This is a genomic window from Wolbachia endosymbiont (group B) of Xylocampa areola (assembly GCF_964028205.1).
In the GTDB taxonomy this organism is placed as follows: Bacteria; Pseudomonadota; Alphaproteobacteria; order Rickettsiales; family Anaplasmataceae; genus Wolbachia.
Map to the genome: position 1 here is coordinate 373380 of NZ_OZ034771.1, position 12987 is coordinate 386366.

The window sequence follows — 12987 nt, forward strand, 5'->3', positions numbered from 1 at the left end:
AATGTTAAAGTTACTTCAAACTGAATGATTTCTTTAATTCCATGTTATTCAGCAGTGTAAAATATTGCTACACAATAGTATTTATTCTAAAATAAACTTTCCTTTTGAGCTATTTTATTAATATCCATTCTTACGGCTGCACTAAAATGAAAAAGATAAAACTCGGAATACTAATTTCAGGTAGAGGATCAAACATGCAGGCTTTAATAGAAGCATGTCAAGATCAGAATTTCCCTGCTGAAACTGTGTGTGTTATCACAAATAATAGTGAAGCTGGAGGCCTTAAAATAGCAAAGCAAGCAGGAGTTTCAGCGTTTGTTGTTGAAGATAAGCCACTTGATACTGATAAAATTCATGAAATACTTGTTCAACATAAGGTTGATTTAATTTGCCTTGCAGGGTTTATGAGAATTATAAAGGCCAATTTCCTGAATAAATGGCATAACAAAGTTATAAATATTCATCCCTCTTTACTTCCGTCATTTAAGGGCCTAAATGCTCAGGAGCAAGCTCTGAAAGCGGGTGTAAAAATTACAGGATGTACTGTGCATTATGTTACTCCTGAAATTGATGCTGGAGCCATAATCGCTCAAGCTACTGTTCCAGTGTTACCAAATGATGATGTTCACAGTCTCTCAGAGCGCATTCTAGCTGAAGAGCATAAGTGTTATGTAAAAGCAGTAAGATCAATAGTAGAAGGTATTAACTATTGACCTTAAGCGTTTCTTCCAACTTCAACAAAAAATAAATTTTCAGGATTCAGTAAAGAACTTGCCAGCTTGTTTACTTTTTCCAATTGAACATCATTAATGATATTTGCATAATTATTTATATGGTTAATATCACGATCATCTATCTGCATACTATCCAGTAACGTTGCTGTATTCGCATTATTGGATAGAAAAGAGAAGATAAGGTTATTTACTAAACTGGTTTTTGCATCCTTGAATAATTGTTCGTCAATTCCTTCCTCTTTTATTCTGCTAAATGTATCTTTTACTGCTGATATAGCTTTGCTAGCAGTGGAACTATCAGTACTCATAAATCCAGATATAATATTTCCATGCTTATTAGGAACATTACGTGCACTAACACCATAAGTAATACCTAGATTTTGTCTCAACTCTTTCATCAGTATTGAGTTTAGACTCATACCACCAAGCGCATTAATCAAAACACTAGCATTATAGTAATTAGGGTCTTCATATGCTATGCCTTTTTGAGCAAAAAGTATTACACTCTGTGGTATATCCATAAAAACGCTCTTACTTTCTGCAGGCCCAAATTCATTTTTTACAGATACCTTCCTAACTTTCGATCTTTTTGATGGTAACTTAGATAAATATTTATCGAGCAGCGTACTAACTTCTTCTTTTGTTGCACAACCAACAATACTAATAACGATATTATCCTTAGTAAAACTACGCTTTATGTATGTTAAAACATCGTCTCTAGTAATGTTCATTATAGTGTCTAGAGTTCCATATGGATCTCTTGAGTAAGGATGTTTTTTGAACAACAATGTATCTAACTCTTTTGCAGCAATAAAATAAGGGTCTTTTTCAAAATTATTAAAGTTTACTTTGGCTTTTTCGAATACTCTATTTAACCCCTCAGGATCAACTTTAGGGCGCATTATAGCATCACTCAGTAGTGAAATTGCATCCTCTAGATTCTCAGATAAAGTGTTTAATGAAACCCTAAATGCTTCTAAACCAGAAGTAAAATTTAAACTAATTCCTTTATCCTCAAGCTTTTTCGCAAAATCTTTGGCATCATTTTTTCCTGCTCCTTCTTGAATTACAAGAGAAGTAAACCAAGCAAGCCCCTGCTTTTCTGCACTTTCATACACACAACCTGCATCTTTGAATGATATATTAAGTGAAACTTTTGGTAGATCATGGTTTTCAACAAATAAAAACTTAAATCCTTTATTAGTAGTAACCTCCTCTATATTTAAGTGACTGCTTGCTTGCAAATTAAAGCCTAGACAGAAAAAAAATAGAAATACATATTTACTTATCTTCATTATTACCTCCTTTTGGTAGCAAACGACCAACTAATTTATTAGTAGAAAAGATAGCGTGAACTTTATTATTTACATCCTCTAGATTGACATCATTAATTTTGCTATATGAAATGTCTATTTCATCAAGTGGAATACCTAGTGCTAGACGTGGTATATAAAACATTGCTATATTAGTTAAATCAGATAGATTATCAAGCTGTGCTGCTTTGTATTTAGACTTTGTACTTTGCAACTCTTCACTTGTTATTCCTTCAGAGTTAAAGTGATTAATAGAATTTTCTAACTCTCTTGCAACAGCATCCAAATTCACCCCGCTTTTTGGAGTTACCCGAATCTCAATGTAACCATTACTAAAAGCTAAGCTATTATAATAAGCAAACACTTCTACTGCTACATTCTTATCTAGAACTAAATCTTTATATAGCTTACTAGACTTGCCATTCCCCAAAACATCAACTGCCAAATCAACAGGAAAAGTTTCACTTATTTGCTCAAATAAAGGAACACTATAGCGAAAGTATAAAACTGGCTCTTTTACTTCAGTGCTTTCTAAAATTACCGATATATCTGCATTATGTATTGAATCTTGGTTCGGATAATGCTTCACTACAGGCTCAGCTTTAATTGCACCATATTTTTCCTTTGCTAATCCCACTACTTCTTCAAATTCTACATCACCAACAACGAGCAGTATAGCATTACCTGGATGATAATAGTTATCATGAAACCTTGTTATGTCATCTTGATTGTAAGTTTTAATATCGCTCTCCCAACCAATAACAGACCTACCATAACCATTACGATAAAATGCACTGTTCATTTCCTCCCATAGTAAAGCTTCAGGATTATTATCAAATCTCATCTTTCTTTCTTCTAATACGATATTTTTTTCTCTATCTATTTTGTCTTGAGTAACATCAAAATTGCCCATTCTATCTGCTTCAATTTCCATTGCTAGTGGTAAATCTTTTTTGAGAACTAATTCGTAGTAGCAGGTGTATTCTTTAGTGGTAAAAGCATTAAATTGGGCCCCAATGCTGCCCAAAGTGGATTCTATGTCTTTAAATTTTCCTGTAGTTTCAAACATTAAGTGTTCAAAGTAGTGAGCCAATCCTGCTTTGCCAATTGGGTCATCCATTCCCCCAACTTTATATATTATTGCATGAAAAACAGCTGGAATTCGGTGATTATGTACTACATAAACATCCAATCCGTTACTGAGCTTAGCATGCTTTATGATTTCAGCTTCCAAAGAAATCGGACAAATGAAAAAAAACACAGATAGTATAAAAAAACTAAAGAATTTGCGAAGCATTATTTCATTCCTCATTTTGCTTAGAGATAGACCTATCATATATATACCACTTATATAACAATGTACACATTCCACAAACTATAGATAGATCTGCTAAATTAAAGGCTGGCCAATACCAATCATTGATATGAAAATATATGAAGTCATATACAGCTCCCCAATAGATTCTATCAATTACATTTCCGATCGCTCCACCAATCATCAGAGAAAAACTAAGGTAAATTGACTTATCATTAGATTTATATATCAAGTATGCAAGTATACCAATTATTAATATTGAACATGCTGAAAAAAAGAAGCTGCCATGCGGCAGAGTACTACACATTCCAAAGCTAATTCCTGAATTCCAAACTTCAACTAATTTCATAAAACTAGTAATCTCGATTGACTCCCCCTCATCAATCAAAGAGTTTATATACAATTTACTTGTTTGATCGAATGATACTATAATCAATATAATAACTAAACATATCCTTTTCATAAGTTTATCTTTAACTGGTAAGCCTTCATTATATCACGGTCTATCTGTTTTGTTAACTCGTTAATACTATGGAATTTTTTTTCTGCCCTAATAAATTTTAAAAGTTGTATGTCAACCTTAAAATTGTATACATTTTCGTTGAAGTCAAATATATGCATTTCTACTATAGGTTTTTTTAAGTCCTTAAATGTAGGTCTCATACCAATGTTGACTACTCCATATAGCCAACTTGAACTATTTTCAGAAAATGCAACTTTGGCGTAATATGTACCAAGCTTAGGTTTTATCATGTAATCTTCTATCGGAATGTTTATGGTTGGAAACCCTATTTCTCTACCTCTACATGCACCTTTTGTTACAATACCAGAAACTTGATAAGACCTACCAAGCAATTTATTAGCAATTTCTATTTCGCCTTTTTGTAAACACTCTCTGATTGAGGAAGAAGAGCAAATTTTTCTATCGATTATCAATGGCTCTAATTTAGTTAAAGAATATTCATACATCTGAGAATATTTTTCTAGAGTTAATATGTTACCCAATCGTTTGTGACCAAAAGTACAACTTTCTCCAACAGTTATATGTTTAGCACCATACTTCTTTACCAAAATCTTACCAATGAAGTCATCGCAGCTAACCTCAGAAAAACCTCTATTAAAATTAATAATATACAAGTAATCTATACCATAGCTGCTGATTAGTTCCTTTTTTTGTTCTTGGTCTATTAACCTAAAATTGTTCCTACTAAATAAAACAGTTGATGGGTGAGGCTCAAAAGTTAAAACTGCAGAGGGTAATCCTCTTTCTTGTGCTACCTTCTTTAGATTGGAAATTGCAAACTTATGTCCTAAATGAACGCCATCGAAATTTCCGAAAGTTAGTGCCACATTATCTTTTATCCCTTGCTCACAGTTGTAAATAATTTTCATACAATTTGATATTTTATATATATTTTTTATATATAATAGTTGTATTTTATGAACTATGGAGATAAATCGTGAAAAACACTAAAGGAAAAGTTGTAATATATGTGAAGAAGTACTGCCCATTCTGCAAGAAAGCAAAAGAGTTATTGGATGAAAAAGGTGTGAAATACGAAGAAATTGATGTACTTAGAAACTCGGATTTGTTTGACGGTATAAAATCAAAATATAACGTCAGGACAGTTCCACAAATTTTTATTACTGATGAAAATGGTGATTATGTACATCATATTGCTGGATGTGACAAATTGATGGATCTTGAAAAAGAAGGAAAGTTGGATAATATGTTAAATAACAATGAAGATAGCATTAATGCAACAGCTTACACAAGCGGCAGTGATGAACACGAGGGATGTAATATAATACATAATGAAGATTTTATGTGATTTTTTTGTCTTACTGTTGCTGGCATACCCACTTTAAACAATTTTTAATGAATTAAAAATACAATTCATCTAGTGAGTTTTTTTAGTGGGAAAAAATGATAAAAAATATTATAATTGTTAGCAAAAACTTAATTAGTATTGAATTAATTAACAAACAAGATTTAGAGAGTTTCATCAAGATTTTCACAGTGCTTGATAAGCATATAGCAGCTAAAACTCTTTTTACAGAAGAAGTGACAATAGAGTATAAACAACACAATTGCATAGAAGTTGTTGAATTGATAAAAGATACAGGTTTTACATATCATGATGTTGAGAATGTGTTAAATCACCTAAGTAATCATGGAATGAAAGTACCAAGTAGCGTTATAGCAAGCACCCTTTCTTCTTCATACAATCACGCACTTGAGTCTAAGGATGTAGCATTTGCCTGTTCTAAAGGGTTGCCACAATTTTACATCAGGGTAAATAAGAATACCTTTATAATGACTCCTATAAGTGAAGAGAATCTGGAATTGAATTCGCAAAATAGCAAAATGCTTATAGAGTCATTAAAGAGCGAAAAAAGCACTTATGATTGCATAGTGGAAGAAAATATCATCAAAGTTATAGTGCATTCTGAAATACATCAGGCTATAAACTCGATTATAAAATCACTGATAAAGTCTTGCCTTTTAGCAAGAGATGAAGAAGAAAAATTCAAAGAGAAATTGAGACAACTTGCTTTTAAAGATCAAGCTTTCGTTGAGTATTCTAGCATCAAAACCATTCATAGATATCCGAATAACCATCCTCTGAGAAAGCATGAAAGTGTTATTAAAGATATAGAAAATATTTTATGTGATTTCATAATAAATGAGAACAGCGGGTTTGCTATAGAGCGGTTAAATAGACTGGGCTCAGAAGTCTCTCCAAATACTCCAAGAATCATCACTAAAACTATAGATAAGCTTGTTAAGTTTCACTAAAATGTTGTTGGAATGGTTTTAGCCAATGTCTACATATATCTGATTTTTACTGATTGAGTGGAGCAATTGAGCTGCTCTCTGTCATCCCAGCGTTTAACACTGGGATGATTTCGTTGTATGGTATCTTATATAGTGTTTTACAAATTCACATAGCTATTTCAAATTTACCCATATCAATGTCAGTAAATTTATTGAGGGAGTGTTAAATAAACTGTGTCAAACCGAGAAGTAAAGTAATAAATTGATATAAAAAATGGAGGTTTGACATGAGTCAAAAAATAGCAAATAGAACTACCGGTTTGGTAGACTATAAAGAATTAGAAACAAATATCTTATCATCTATACGAGAAGGAAGACCATTGACAGGAAGAGATGGTGCATTAACACCATTTATAAAAAAACTGCTAGAGGTGAGCCTGGAAGGTGAGATAGAAAACCATTTGTCAACTGAAAGCGAAGAAAACAACCGAAGAAATGGTAGAAATTCAAAGACTTTGAATACAAGTTCAGGATCATTTGAACTCTTCACGCCAAGAGATAGAAATGGGAGTTTTGAACCTCAGGCGGTTAAGAAAAGGCAAACTAATCTACATCCTGAGCTTGAAAAAAAGATCCTGAGTATGTTTGCAAGTGGCATGGGCTACAAAGATATAGCATCGCATGTTGAAGAAATTTATGACCACAAAATATCAGCGGCAGAGATATCAAGCATTACCGACAAATTACTGCCAGTGATAAATGAATGGCGCAGTCGACCGCTGCAGTCTGTATATCCGATAGTTTTCATGGACGGCATGTTCTTCAAAGTCAAAGAAGACGGACGGTGTGTAAGCAAATGCATGTATAACATATTAGGTGTAGATCAAGAAGGCAAAAAGGAGGTTTTGGGCTTCTATTTGGCTGAAAGTGAGGGAGCTAACTTTTGGCTCGGTGTGTTAAATGACCTCAAAGAAAGGGGTGTAGAGGATATTCTAATTGCTTGTGTAGATGGGCTGAAAAGCTTTCCTACGGCTATAAATAGCGTGTTCCCTAATGCAGAGGTGCAGCTATGTATAGTGCATCAGATAAGGAACTCGCTGAAATATGTGTCTAGCAAAGATGTGAAAAGTTTTATGAGCGATTTGAAGAAAATATATCAGGCTTCAAACAAGGAAATTGCTGAAAATTATTTGCTGGAGCTGGATGAAAAATGGGGCACGAAATATCCAATGGTTATAAAGTCTTGGCAGAATAATTGGGAAAATTTGTCTGGCTATTTTAAGTATTCTGACCCAGTGAAAAGGCTGGTTTACACTACAAATCCAATTGAGGGCCTGCATAGACAAATCAGAAAATTTACCAAAACCAAGGCCAGCATAAGTGCCTTGTACAAACAGGTATATTGTGCTATAAAAAAGGTGGAAGAGAAATGGACAATGTCTGTACAAAATTGGGCATTAACCGTGTCTCAACTTGATATTTTCTTTCCGAACAGATTGAAAATTGAGTTGAATTAAAAATGCGGTTTGACACAGTTTACAGAACACTCCCATTAATCATTTATTTTCAAAGCCTCAATAAAAGCATTTTGTGGGATGTTTATGTTTCCTACAGAATGCAATCTTTTCTTACCTTTCTTCTGCTTTTCAAGCAGCTTCATCCTTCGTGTAACGTCTCCACCATAGAGCTTGGCTGTTACATCTTTTCTATACGGGTTAATCGTTTCTCTAGCAATAATTTTTCCGCCTACTGCCGCTTGAATCGCGATTTTATATTGCTGGCGTGGTATCAAGTCTTTCAAACGTGCACATATTTCACGGCCTCTTTTTTCTGCCCTGCTTTTATGAACAATGCAGGCTAACGCATCCACAGGTTCTCCATTAACTAAAAAACTTAATTTATCTATCTGACTTTCCTGATAATCGGATATTTCCCAATCTAAACTTGCATATCCCTTGGAAATTGATTTTAGTCTATCGTAAAAATCAAAAACAACCTCAGACAGCGGTAATTTATACTTCAGTAGTGCTGTTGTCGTATTACCAACATAAGATAAATCCTGCTGTTCTCCTCTCCTTTCTTCACACAGAGATAGAATCTCTCCTAAATATTGATCAGGTACCATTATAGTTGCAGTGATCCACGGTTCTTCCACTATTTCAATTTTTGTAGGGTCTGGCATATCGCTTGGGTTATGGATATTTAAAACTTTACCATTTTGTGTTGCAACTTTATATATAACACTCGGTGCAGTTGCTGTTAGATCTAAATCAAATTCTCTTTCGAGTCTTTCTTGAATGACTTCAAGATGTAGCATTCCTAAGAAACCGCAACGAAATCCATAACCTAGGGCATTTGACGTTTCAGCATCAAATGTAAAACTAGCATCATTTAAATGTAATTTTTCTAGTGCTTCCCTTAAATATTTAAAATCATCTGTGTTATTGGGAAAAATACTGCAAAATACTACAGGATGTACTTCTTTAAAGCCAGGTAATGCCTTGTTGCACGGCCTTTTCTCTTCAGTAATAGTGTCTCCTACTTTGCAGTCAGCTACTTCTTTCATTGAAGCAGTTATAAAACCAACTTCACCTGCTGAAAGTTCACCAGTCATAACTTTTTTAGGAGTGAAAATACCGATATTATCGACCTGATATGTAGCATTATTAGACATCATAACGATTCTCATGCCTTTTTTTAGTACTCCATTTTTAACTCGCACTAAAATTACTACTCCTAGGTAAGGATCATACCAACTATCAACTAAAATTGCTTGCAGTGGAGCATTTGTATCACCTTGAGGAGCGGGAAGTTTTGTCACTATAGCTTCAAGTACATCCTTTATCCCAAGACCAGTTTTTGCCGATATCAAAATTGACTCAGTTGCATCAATTCCGATTACCTCTTCAATCTGAAGCTTTATCCTTTCTGGATCTGCAGCAGGAAGATCGACTTTATTAAGCACAACTATTATCTCATGATTATTGTCAATTGCCTTGTAGACATTTGCCAGGGTCTGAGCTTCAACTCCTTGGCTGCTATCTACTACCAAAAGTGAGCCTTCACATGCGGCTAAGCTTCGGCTGACTTCATATGAAAAGTCAACATGACCTGGTGTGTCCATGAGGTTGAGGCAATATTTATTACCATTATTTGCAGTGTAATTGAGTCTTACCGTTTGTGCTTTGATTGTGATTCCGCGTTCACGCTCTATATCCATTGAGTCAAGTACCTGATTGGTCATTTCCCTTGTCTCAAGACCGTTACATTCTTCTATCAAACGATCAGCAAGAGTTGACTTCCCATGATCTATATGTGCTATTATTGCAAAATTTCTTATATTGTTCATAGATCTACTTATTTAAGTAGATCTATTTTACATTTTAAGTATTACAAGAGCAATTACTTATCTTCCTTTTTGCTGAAAACATTAAGCTGGCGTCTGTACTGGTCGGAAGTATTCAGTAGTTGATGGTTGACTCAGTTTGCTACTTGCCTCATTCTTTTCCTGCTTGCATGTTTTTACTGCATCAGCAAGGCTTAGGTAATCATTACCAACTTTAATTCTTACATCTTTATTTTTTTCTAAATCCGCATCAGTTGGTCTATCACTTATTATTCTAATACTACCATCACTGTTAGCACCTAATGTAATGCTAAATTCTTTTCCGTCTACATACCAGTTAAACTTTATTCCATATTGAGCTGCAGTACCTAAATTATAATATCTAACCCCCTCATGTATGTAGCCACTGATAGGTTCTTTTTGATCTCCACTTGAAAGAAGAAAACCGGCAATATTGTTTTCTTTACAAAATTCACTATTTAAAAATTCGCTTATTTTAATATCTGTGCTTTTATTGTCTTCTTTTAGCTTAATTGTTGCATAAAGAAGATTTTTATCCCCATGCTTTGTAATTGATACCGCATCAATAGTGCCGCTTTCTATGTACTCGCTAAACTTTTCTTCAATTTTCTTTTCTAATTCTTTTTGCCTTTCTGCACTTTGTTGTTGCATTTTTTCTAACTCTTCTTTCATTTTTTTCTGAAGTGATGTAATTTGATTAAGTTCTTCTTCACTCCGGTTAACACTATTAAGCAACTTTAAAGCTTCTACTATTATACTTAAATTTTCATAAGCTACTACAACATCATACTTGTCACTTAAAGGCTCATTATTAGCTAAAGAGTGTTTAAAGCTATCCCAACACTCGTGTTGAACAATAAAACCTGCTCCTATAAGCTTTTCTTTTATGTTTTTCTCTTGATCAGGATGTTTTTTAATTAGCTCCAGGCTTTCTTTAATATCATTAACTAAATTATCAGATACAGGCGACTTTACTATCGACTTGCTCTGTATTGACTCATCTAGTTCTTTTATGATATCTTGAAGCTTTTCCAAAACCATACATTTTACCTCATAAAACTATTCAATATTATATACATAAACATTAGGGAATGTTAGCACTTTCTATATGCTTGCGCACTTCCTATTATTCCTTTAACATAGCTGACACTTTTTTTGAATGAGAAATCGCTTTATTAATCATATAATTCTCATGATTGTTATCTATTTTAGGCAGCTCATATAGATAATTCACCATTATTCCGGCTGACTGACTAATGCCTTTTTCAGAAGTATCAGCCATCCAGTTGATTTGTTTGATTGATGCACCATTGCTTAAATGAAAGTGTGCTACTGGATCATAAGCACCTCCACCACTGCTTTTAACCTTTAGCAAATAATGTGCACAAAGTTTCAGTAGGGACTGTTTTTCGCATTCAATGTTAGTTTTTATGCTTTCTAAAATTTCTGTACCTGATTGTTTTATATTAAGCTTACCTAATAAAGCTACGTCTTGATTTTTTAGCCATTTTGTAAATCCAGGAACTGGAGAAAGAGTTGCATACACTTTTACGCTTTTAAATTCTTGCGATAGTTTTTCTACGACTCTCTTTATTAAAAAGTTACCGAGGCTAATTCCAGATAAACCAGTTTGAGTGTTTGATATTGAATAGAATATAGCAGTACTTGCACTGCTTGGGTCACTTGAAGGAACTGACTCGTCCAAAACGTGTTGAATACTATCTGCAATCTCATTCATCAGTGCAACCTCTACAAAAATTAAAGGTTCATTTGGTATTTTGTAATGAAAGAAAGCAAAACAGAGATGATCAGAATCTAGTCTGTTTTTTAAGTCACCCCAAGAGGAAATTTTATGTACAGCTTCATATTTTATAAGTTTTTCCAACAATGATGCAGGTGAATCCCAGGTGATTTGATGAAGATCAAGTAGATCAACATCAACCAAAGTACAAAGTATACTTTTTAATTCGTTTTCTAGTGGACTTAGACTTTTATATTGATTCTTCAGCTTGAGTACATCAGAACGCATATCAACAATAAACTTAAGGCCCTCCGGTAAGGAGATAAACTGCTTCAATATTTTAGAGCGTGGTGATTCAAGGACTTTTATTAAGTCTTGTTCAAACTTATAGCTCGACTCAGAATCTTGATTTTTCTTATATACTTTCATTTCTTCATCTATTTTCGTTTTATCCGGATTGAACTTTTCTGCCAGGGTTTGTAAAAATTTTATTTGACCTGCCTCTGATAAACTCAAGTACAAATTACCAAGAGATACGGTGTTCTTACGTGCTGAGACTTCACCCCCCTTTGGGTTTAAGCATTCGTTCATCTTCAAGACTAAACTATCGACATCGCGACTACTACTTAAATCAGGGCCAATATTGCCAACCCATGACCTTACAGCATCTGCTACTTCACCTAATATTTTAAAAAATCCCTTTGTTGCTTTCTTATCTTCAACTTTTACTATATCAGTTTTTGCTAATGATTCTTTTGTCATATGTTCCTTTTATCGTGTATCTATCTTAATTTAAAGAAAAATCTTAGTCTATAAAGAAGGCATATATTTTCATGGTACAACTATTTTACAATCTATTTAAAATTTTCGTAAAGAGAGTTAGATTTTTAATTTCATTATTTCTCTTACAAAAGTACTTTTATTATAAAAATGCCCTTTTGCCTCTTTCTTTTCCGGGTAAGGCTGATTTTTTAATTACCTAGTCGAAGTTACTTAATTTTTACACATCTATTGTAAAGTACAAAATCTGACTTTGGAATGAAAATGCTAGCTGATGCTTGGACTTTATTGATAATTACGCTACTTGAAACTATACTTGGTATAGACAATTTAATCTTTATTTCTCTAGCAATAGATAAGGTGCCAAATCTGCTGAGAGAAAGAGCCCGCCTTATAGGTTTTGGCTTAGCGCTATTGATGCGTTTTGTAATACTATTTTTTACATCATATATACTATCAATGCAAAAGCCTATATTTCACGCTGTATCGCTAGATATCTCAGTAAAGGATTTACTTATGATTGCAGGAGGGTTATTCCTTATTGTTAAAAGTTCTATAGAGTTATGGAGCGAAATTTTTGTACATAAGGAGAACAAAACAAAGGCAAATGTTAAATCACAATTTTTTTTAGTTGTGCTACAAATTATATTAATAGACTTAGTTTTTTCGGTTGATTCAATATTAACTGCCATAGCATTAACTCACAATATGATAATCATTGCCATAGCATTTACATTTTCCATATTAGCGATGCTATTTTCATCAAATTATACCGCTCAGGTAATAAAATCCAACCCAAGCTTAAAAGTAATTGCCATTCTATTTATTTTACTCGTCGGTGTATATCTAACACTTGAAGGGCTTCACATAGAACTACCAAAAGCATATTTGTATTCTTCATTTATGTTTGCAGTGCTTGTGGAAGCTATAAGCAAAATAAAGACAATGCGGCCTTAAA

General features: G+C 33.5%; 12 protein-coding genes. 5 read left to right on the plus strand and 7 right to left on the minus strand.

Annotated elements, in window-relative coordinates; all coding sequences use genetic code 11:
• Window positions 1-146: 146 nt before the first annotated feature.
• Window positions 147-713 (plus strand): phosphoribosylglycinamide formyltransferase, encoded by a 567-nt coding sequence (purN, locus tag ABWU35_RS01745; RefSeq protein ID WP_007301943.1) that lies wholly within the window; start codon window positions 147-149, stop codon window positions 711-713.
• Window positions 714-715: 2 nt separating this feature from the next.
• Here purN and ABWU35_RS01750 read toward each other — a convergent pair whose 3' ends face one another.
• From ABWU35_RS01750 to ribF, 4 genes are read right to left on the minus strand one after another with little or no spacing between them, the layout of a single operon-like run.
• Window positions 716-2029 carry a M16 family metallopeptidase gene (locus ABWU35_RS01750; RefSeq protein WP_019236622.1) on the minus strand — a complete coding sequence of 438 codons (1314 nt, stop codon included), beginning with the start codon at window positions 2027-2029 and terminating at the stop codon, window positions 716-718.
• Window positions 2016-3344 (minus strand): M16 family metallopeptidase, encoded by a 1329-nt coding sequence (locus ABWU35_RS01755; protein WP_026097227.1) that lies wholly within the window; start codon window positions 3342-3344, stop codon window positions 2016-2018. Before ABWU35_RS01755 ends, ABWU35_RS01750 begins: the two co-directional genes overlap by 14 nt.
• Before the next feature lie 4 nt (window positions 3345-3348).
• Window positions 3349-3825, minus strand: a complete 477-nt coding sequence (gene lspA / locus ABWU35_RS01760; protein WP_007301940.1) for a signal peptidase II — start codon at window positions 3823-3825, stop codon at window positions 3349-3351.
• Window positions 3822-4754 carry a riboflavin biosynthesis protein RibF gene (gene ribF, locus ABWU35_RS01765; RefSeq protein WP_019236620.1) on the minus strand — a complete coding sequence of 311 codons (933 nt, stop codon included), beginning with the start codon at window positions 4752-4754 and terminating at the stop codon, window positions 3822-3824. The genes lspA and ribF overlap by 4 nt, the downstream gene beginning before the upstream one ends.
• Before the next feature lie 68 nt (window positions 4755-4822).
• Between ribF and ABWU35_RS01770 the strand changes: the two genes are divergently transcribed.
• From ABWU35_RS01770 to ABWU35_RS01780, 3 genes are all read left to right on the plus strand, one after another.
• Window positions 4823-5194 carry a glutaredoxin gene (locus ABWU35_RS01770; RefSeq protein WP_006015443.1) on the plus strand — a complete coding sequence of 124 codons (372 nt, stop codon included), beginning with the start codon at window positions 4823-4825 and terminating at the stop codon, window positions 5192-5194.
• Window positions 5195-5289: 95 nt separating this feature from the next.
• Complete coding sequence (locus tag ABWU35_RS01775) at window positions 5290-6162, plus strand: hypothetical protein (protein WP_007301937.1); 873 nt, start codon at window positions 5290-5292, stop codon at window positions 6160-6162.
• Between the two features lie 266 nt (window positions 6163-6428).
• Window positions 6429-7658, plus strand: coding sequence for an IS256 family transposase (locus tag ABWU35_RS01780; RefSeq protein ID WP_264685586.1), 1230 nt, complete (start codon window positions 6429-6431; stop codon window positions 7656-7658).
• A gap of 35 nt (window positions 7659-7693) precedes the next feature.
• Here the strand turns inward: ABWU35_RS01780 and lepA are convergent, their stop codons facing one another.
• The 3 genes from lepA to ABWU35_RS01795 all read right to left on the minus strand — a co-directional run bounded on the left by lepA (window position 7694) and on the right by ABWU35_RS01795 (window position 12011).
• A complete protein-coding gene (lepA, locus tag ABWU35_RS01785) occupies window positions 7694-9490 on the minus strand; it encodes a translation elongation factor 4 (protein WP_264375882.1) in 1797 nt (598 codons plus the stop codon).
• A gap of 81 nt (window positions 9491-9571) precedes the next feature.
• Window positions 9572-10549, minus strand: a complete 978-nt coding sequence (locus ABWU35_RS01790) for a hypothetical protein (RefSeq protein ID WP_264375881.1) — start codon at window positions 10547-10549, stop codon at window positions 9572-9574.
• 85 nt (window positions 10550-10634) lie between these two features.
• The gene (locus tag ABWU35_RS01795) at window positions 10635-12011 is read right to left on the minus strand and encodes a malonyl-CoA decarboxylase (RefSeq protein ID WP_264685587.1); all 1377 of its coding nucleotides are present in this window, start codon (window positions 12009-12011) and stop codon (window positions 10635-10637) included.
• Between the two features lie 282 nt (window positions 12012-12293).
• On the opposite strand from ABWU35_RS01795, the gene ABWU35_RS01800 reads away from it, so the two are divergent.
• On the plus strand, window positions 12294-12986 hold the full coding sequence (locus tag ABWU35_RS01800; RefSeq protein WP_026097226.1) for a TerC family protein: 693 nt from the start codon (window positions 12294-12296) through the stop codon (window positions 12984-12986).
• The last annotated feature ends 1 nt before the right edge of the window (window position 12987 follow it).

Bases quoted from the DNA above. Each gene is read 5' to 3' on its own strand.
- ABWU35_RS01790 (WP_264375881.1), bottom strand. From the start codon at position 10,549: ATGGTTTTGGAAAAGCTTCAAGATATCATAAAAGAACTAGATGAGTCA.
- lspA (WP_007301940.1), bottom strand. From the start codon at position 3,825: ATGAAAAGGATATGTTTAGTTATTATATTGATTATAGTATCATTCGAT.
- ABWU35_RS01775 (WP_007301937.1), top strand. From the start codon at position 5,290: ATGATAAAAAATATTATAATTGTTAGCAAAAACTTAATTAGTATTGAA.
- lepA (WP_264375882.1), bottom strand. From the start codon at position 9,490: ATGAACAATATAAGAAATTTTGCAATAATAGCACATATAGATCATGGG.
- ABWU35_RS01780 (WP_264685586.1), top strand. From the start codon at position 6,429: ATGAGTCAAAAAATAGCAAATAGAACTACCGGTTTGGTAGACTATAAA.
- purN (WP_007301943.1), top strand. From the start codon at position 147: ATGAAAAAGATAAAACTCGGAATACTAATTTCAGGTAGAGGATCAAAC.
- ABWU35_RS01750 (WP_019236622.1), bottom strand. From the start codon at position 2,029: ATGAAGATAAGTAAATATGTATTTCTATTTTTTTTCTGTCTAGGCTTT.
- ribF (WP_019236620.1), bottom strand. From the start codon at position 4,754: ATGAAAATTATTTACAACTGTGAGCAAGGGATAAAAGATAATGTGGCA.
- ABWU35_RS01795 (WP_264685587.1), bottom strand. From the start codon at position 12,011: ATGACAAAAGAATCATTAGCAAAAACTGATATAGTAAAAGTTGAAGAT.
- ABWU35_RS01755 (WP_026097227.1), bottom strand. From the start codon at position 3,344: ATGCTTCGCAAATTCTTTAGTTTTTTTATACTATCTGTGTTTTTTTTC.
- ABWU35_RS01800 (WP_026097226.1), top strand. From the start codon at position 12,294: ATGCTAGCTGATGCTTGGACTTTATTGATAATTACGCTACTTGAAACT.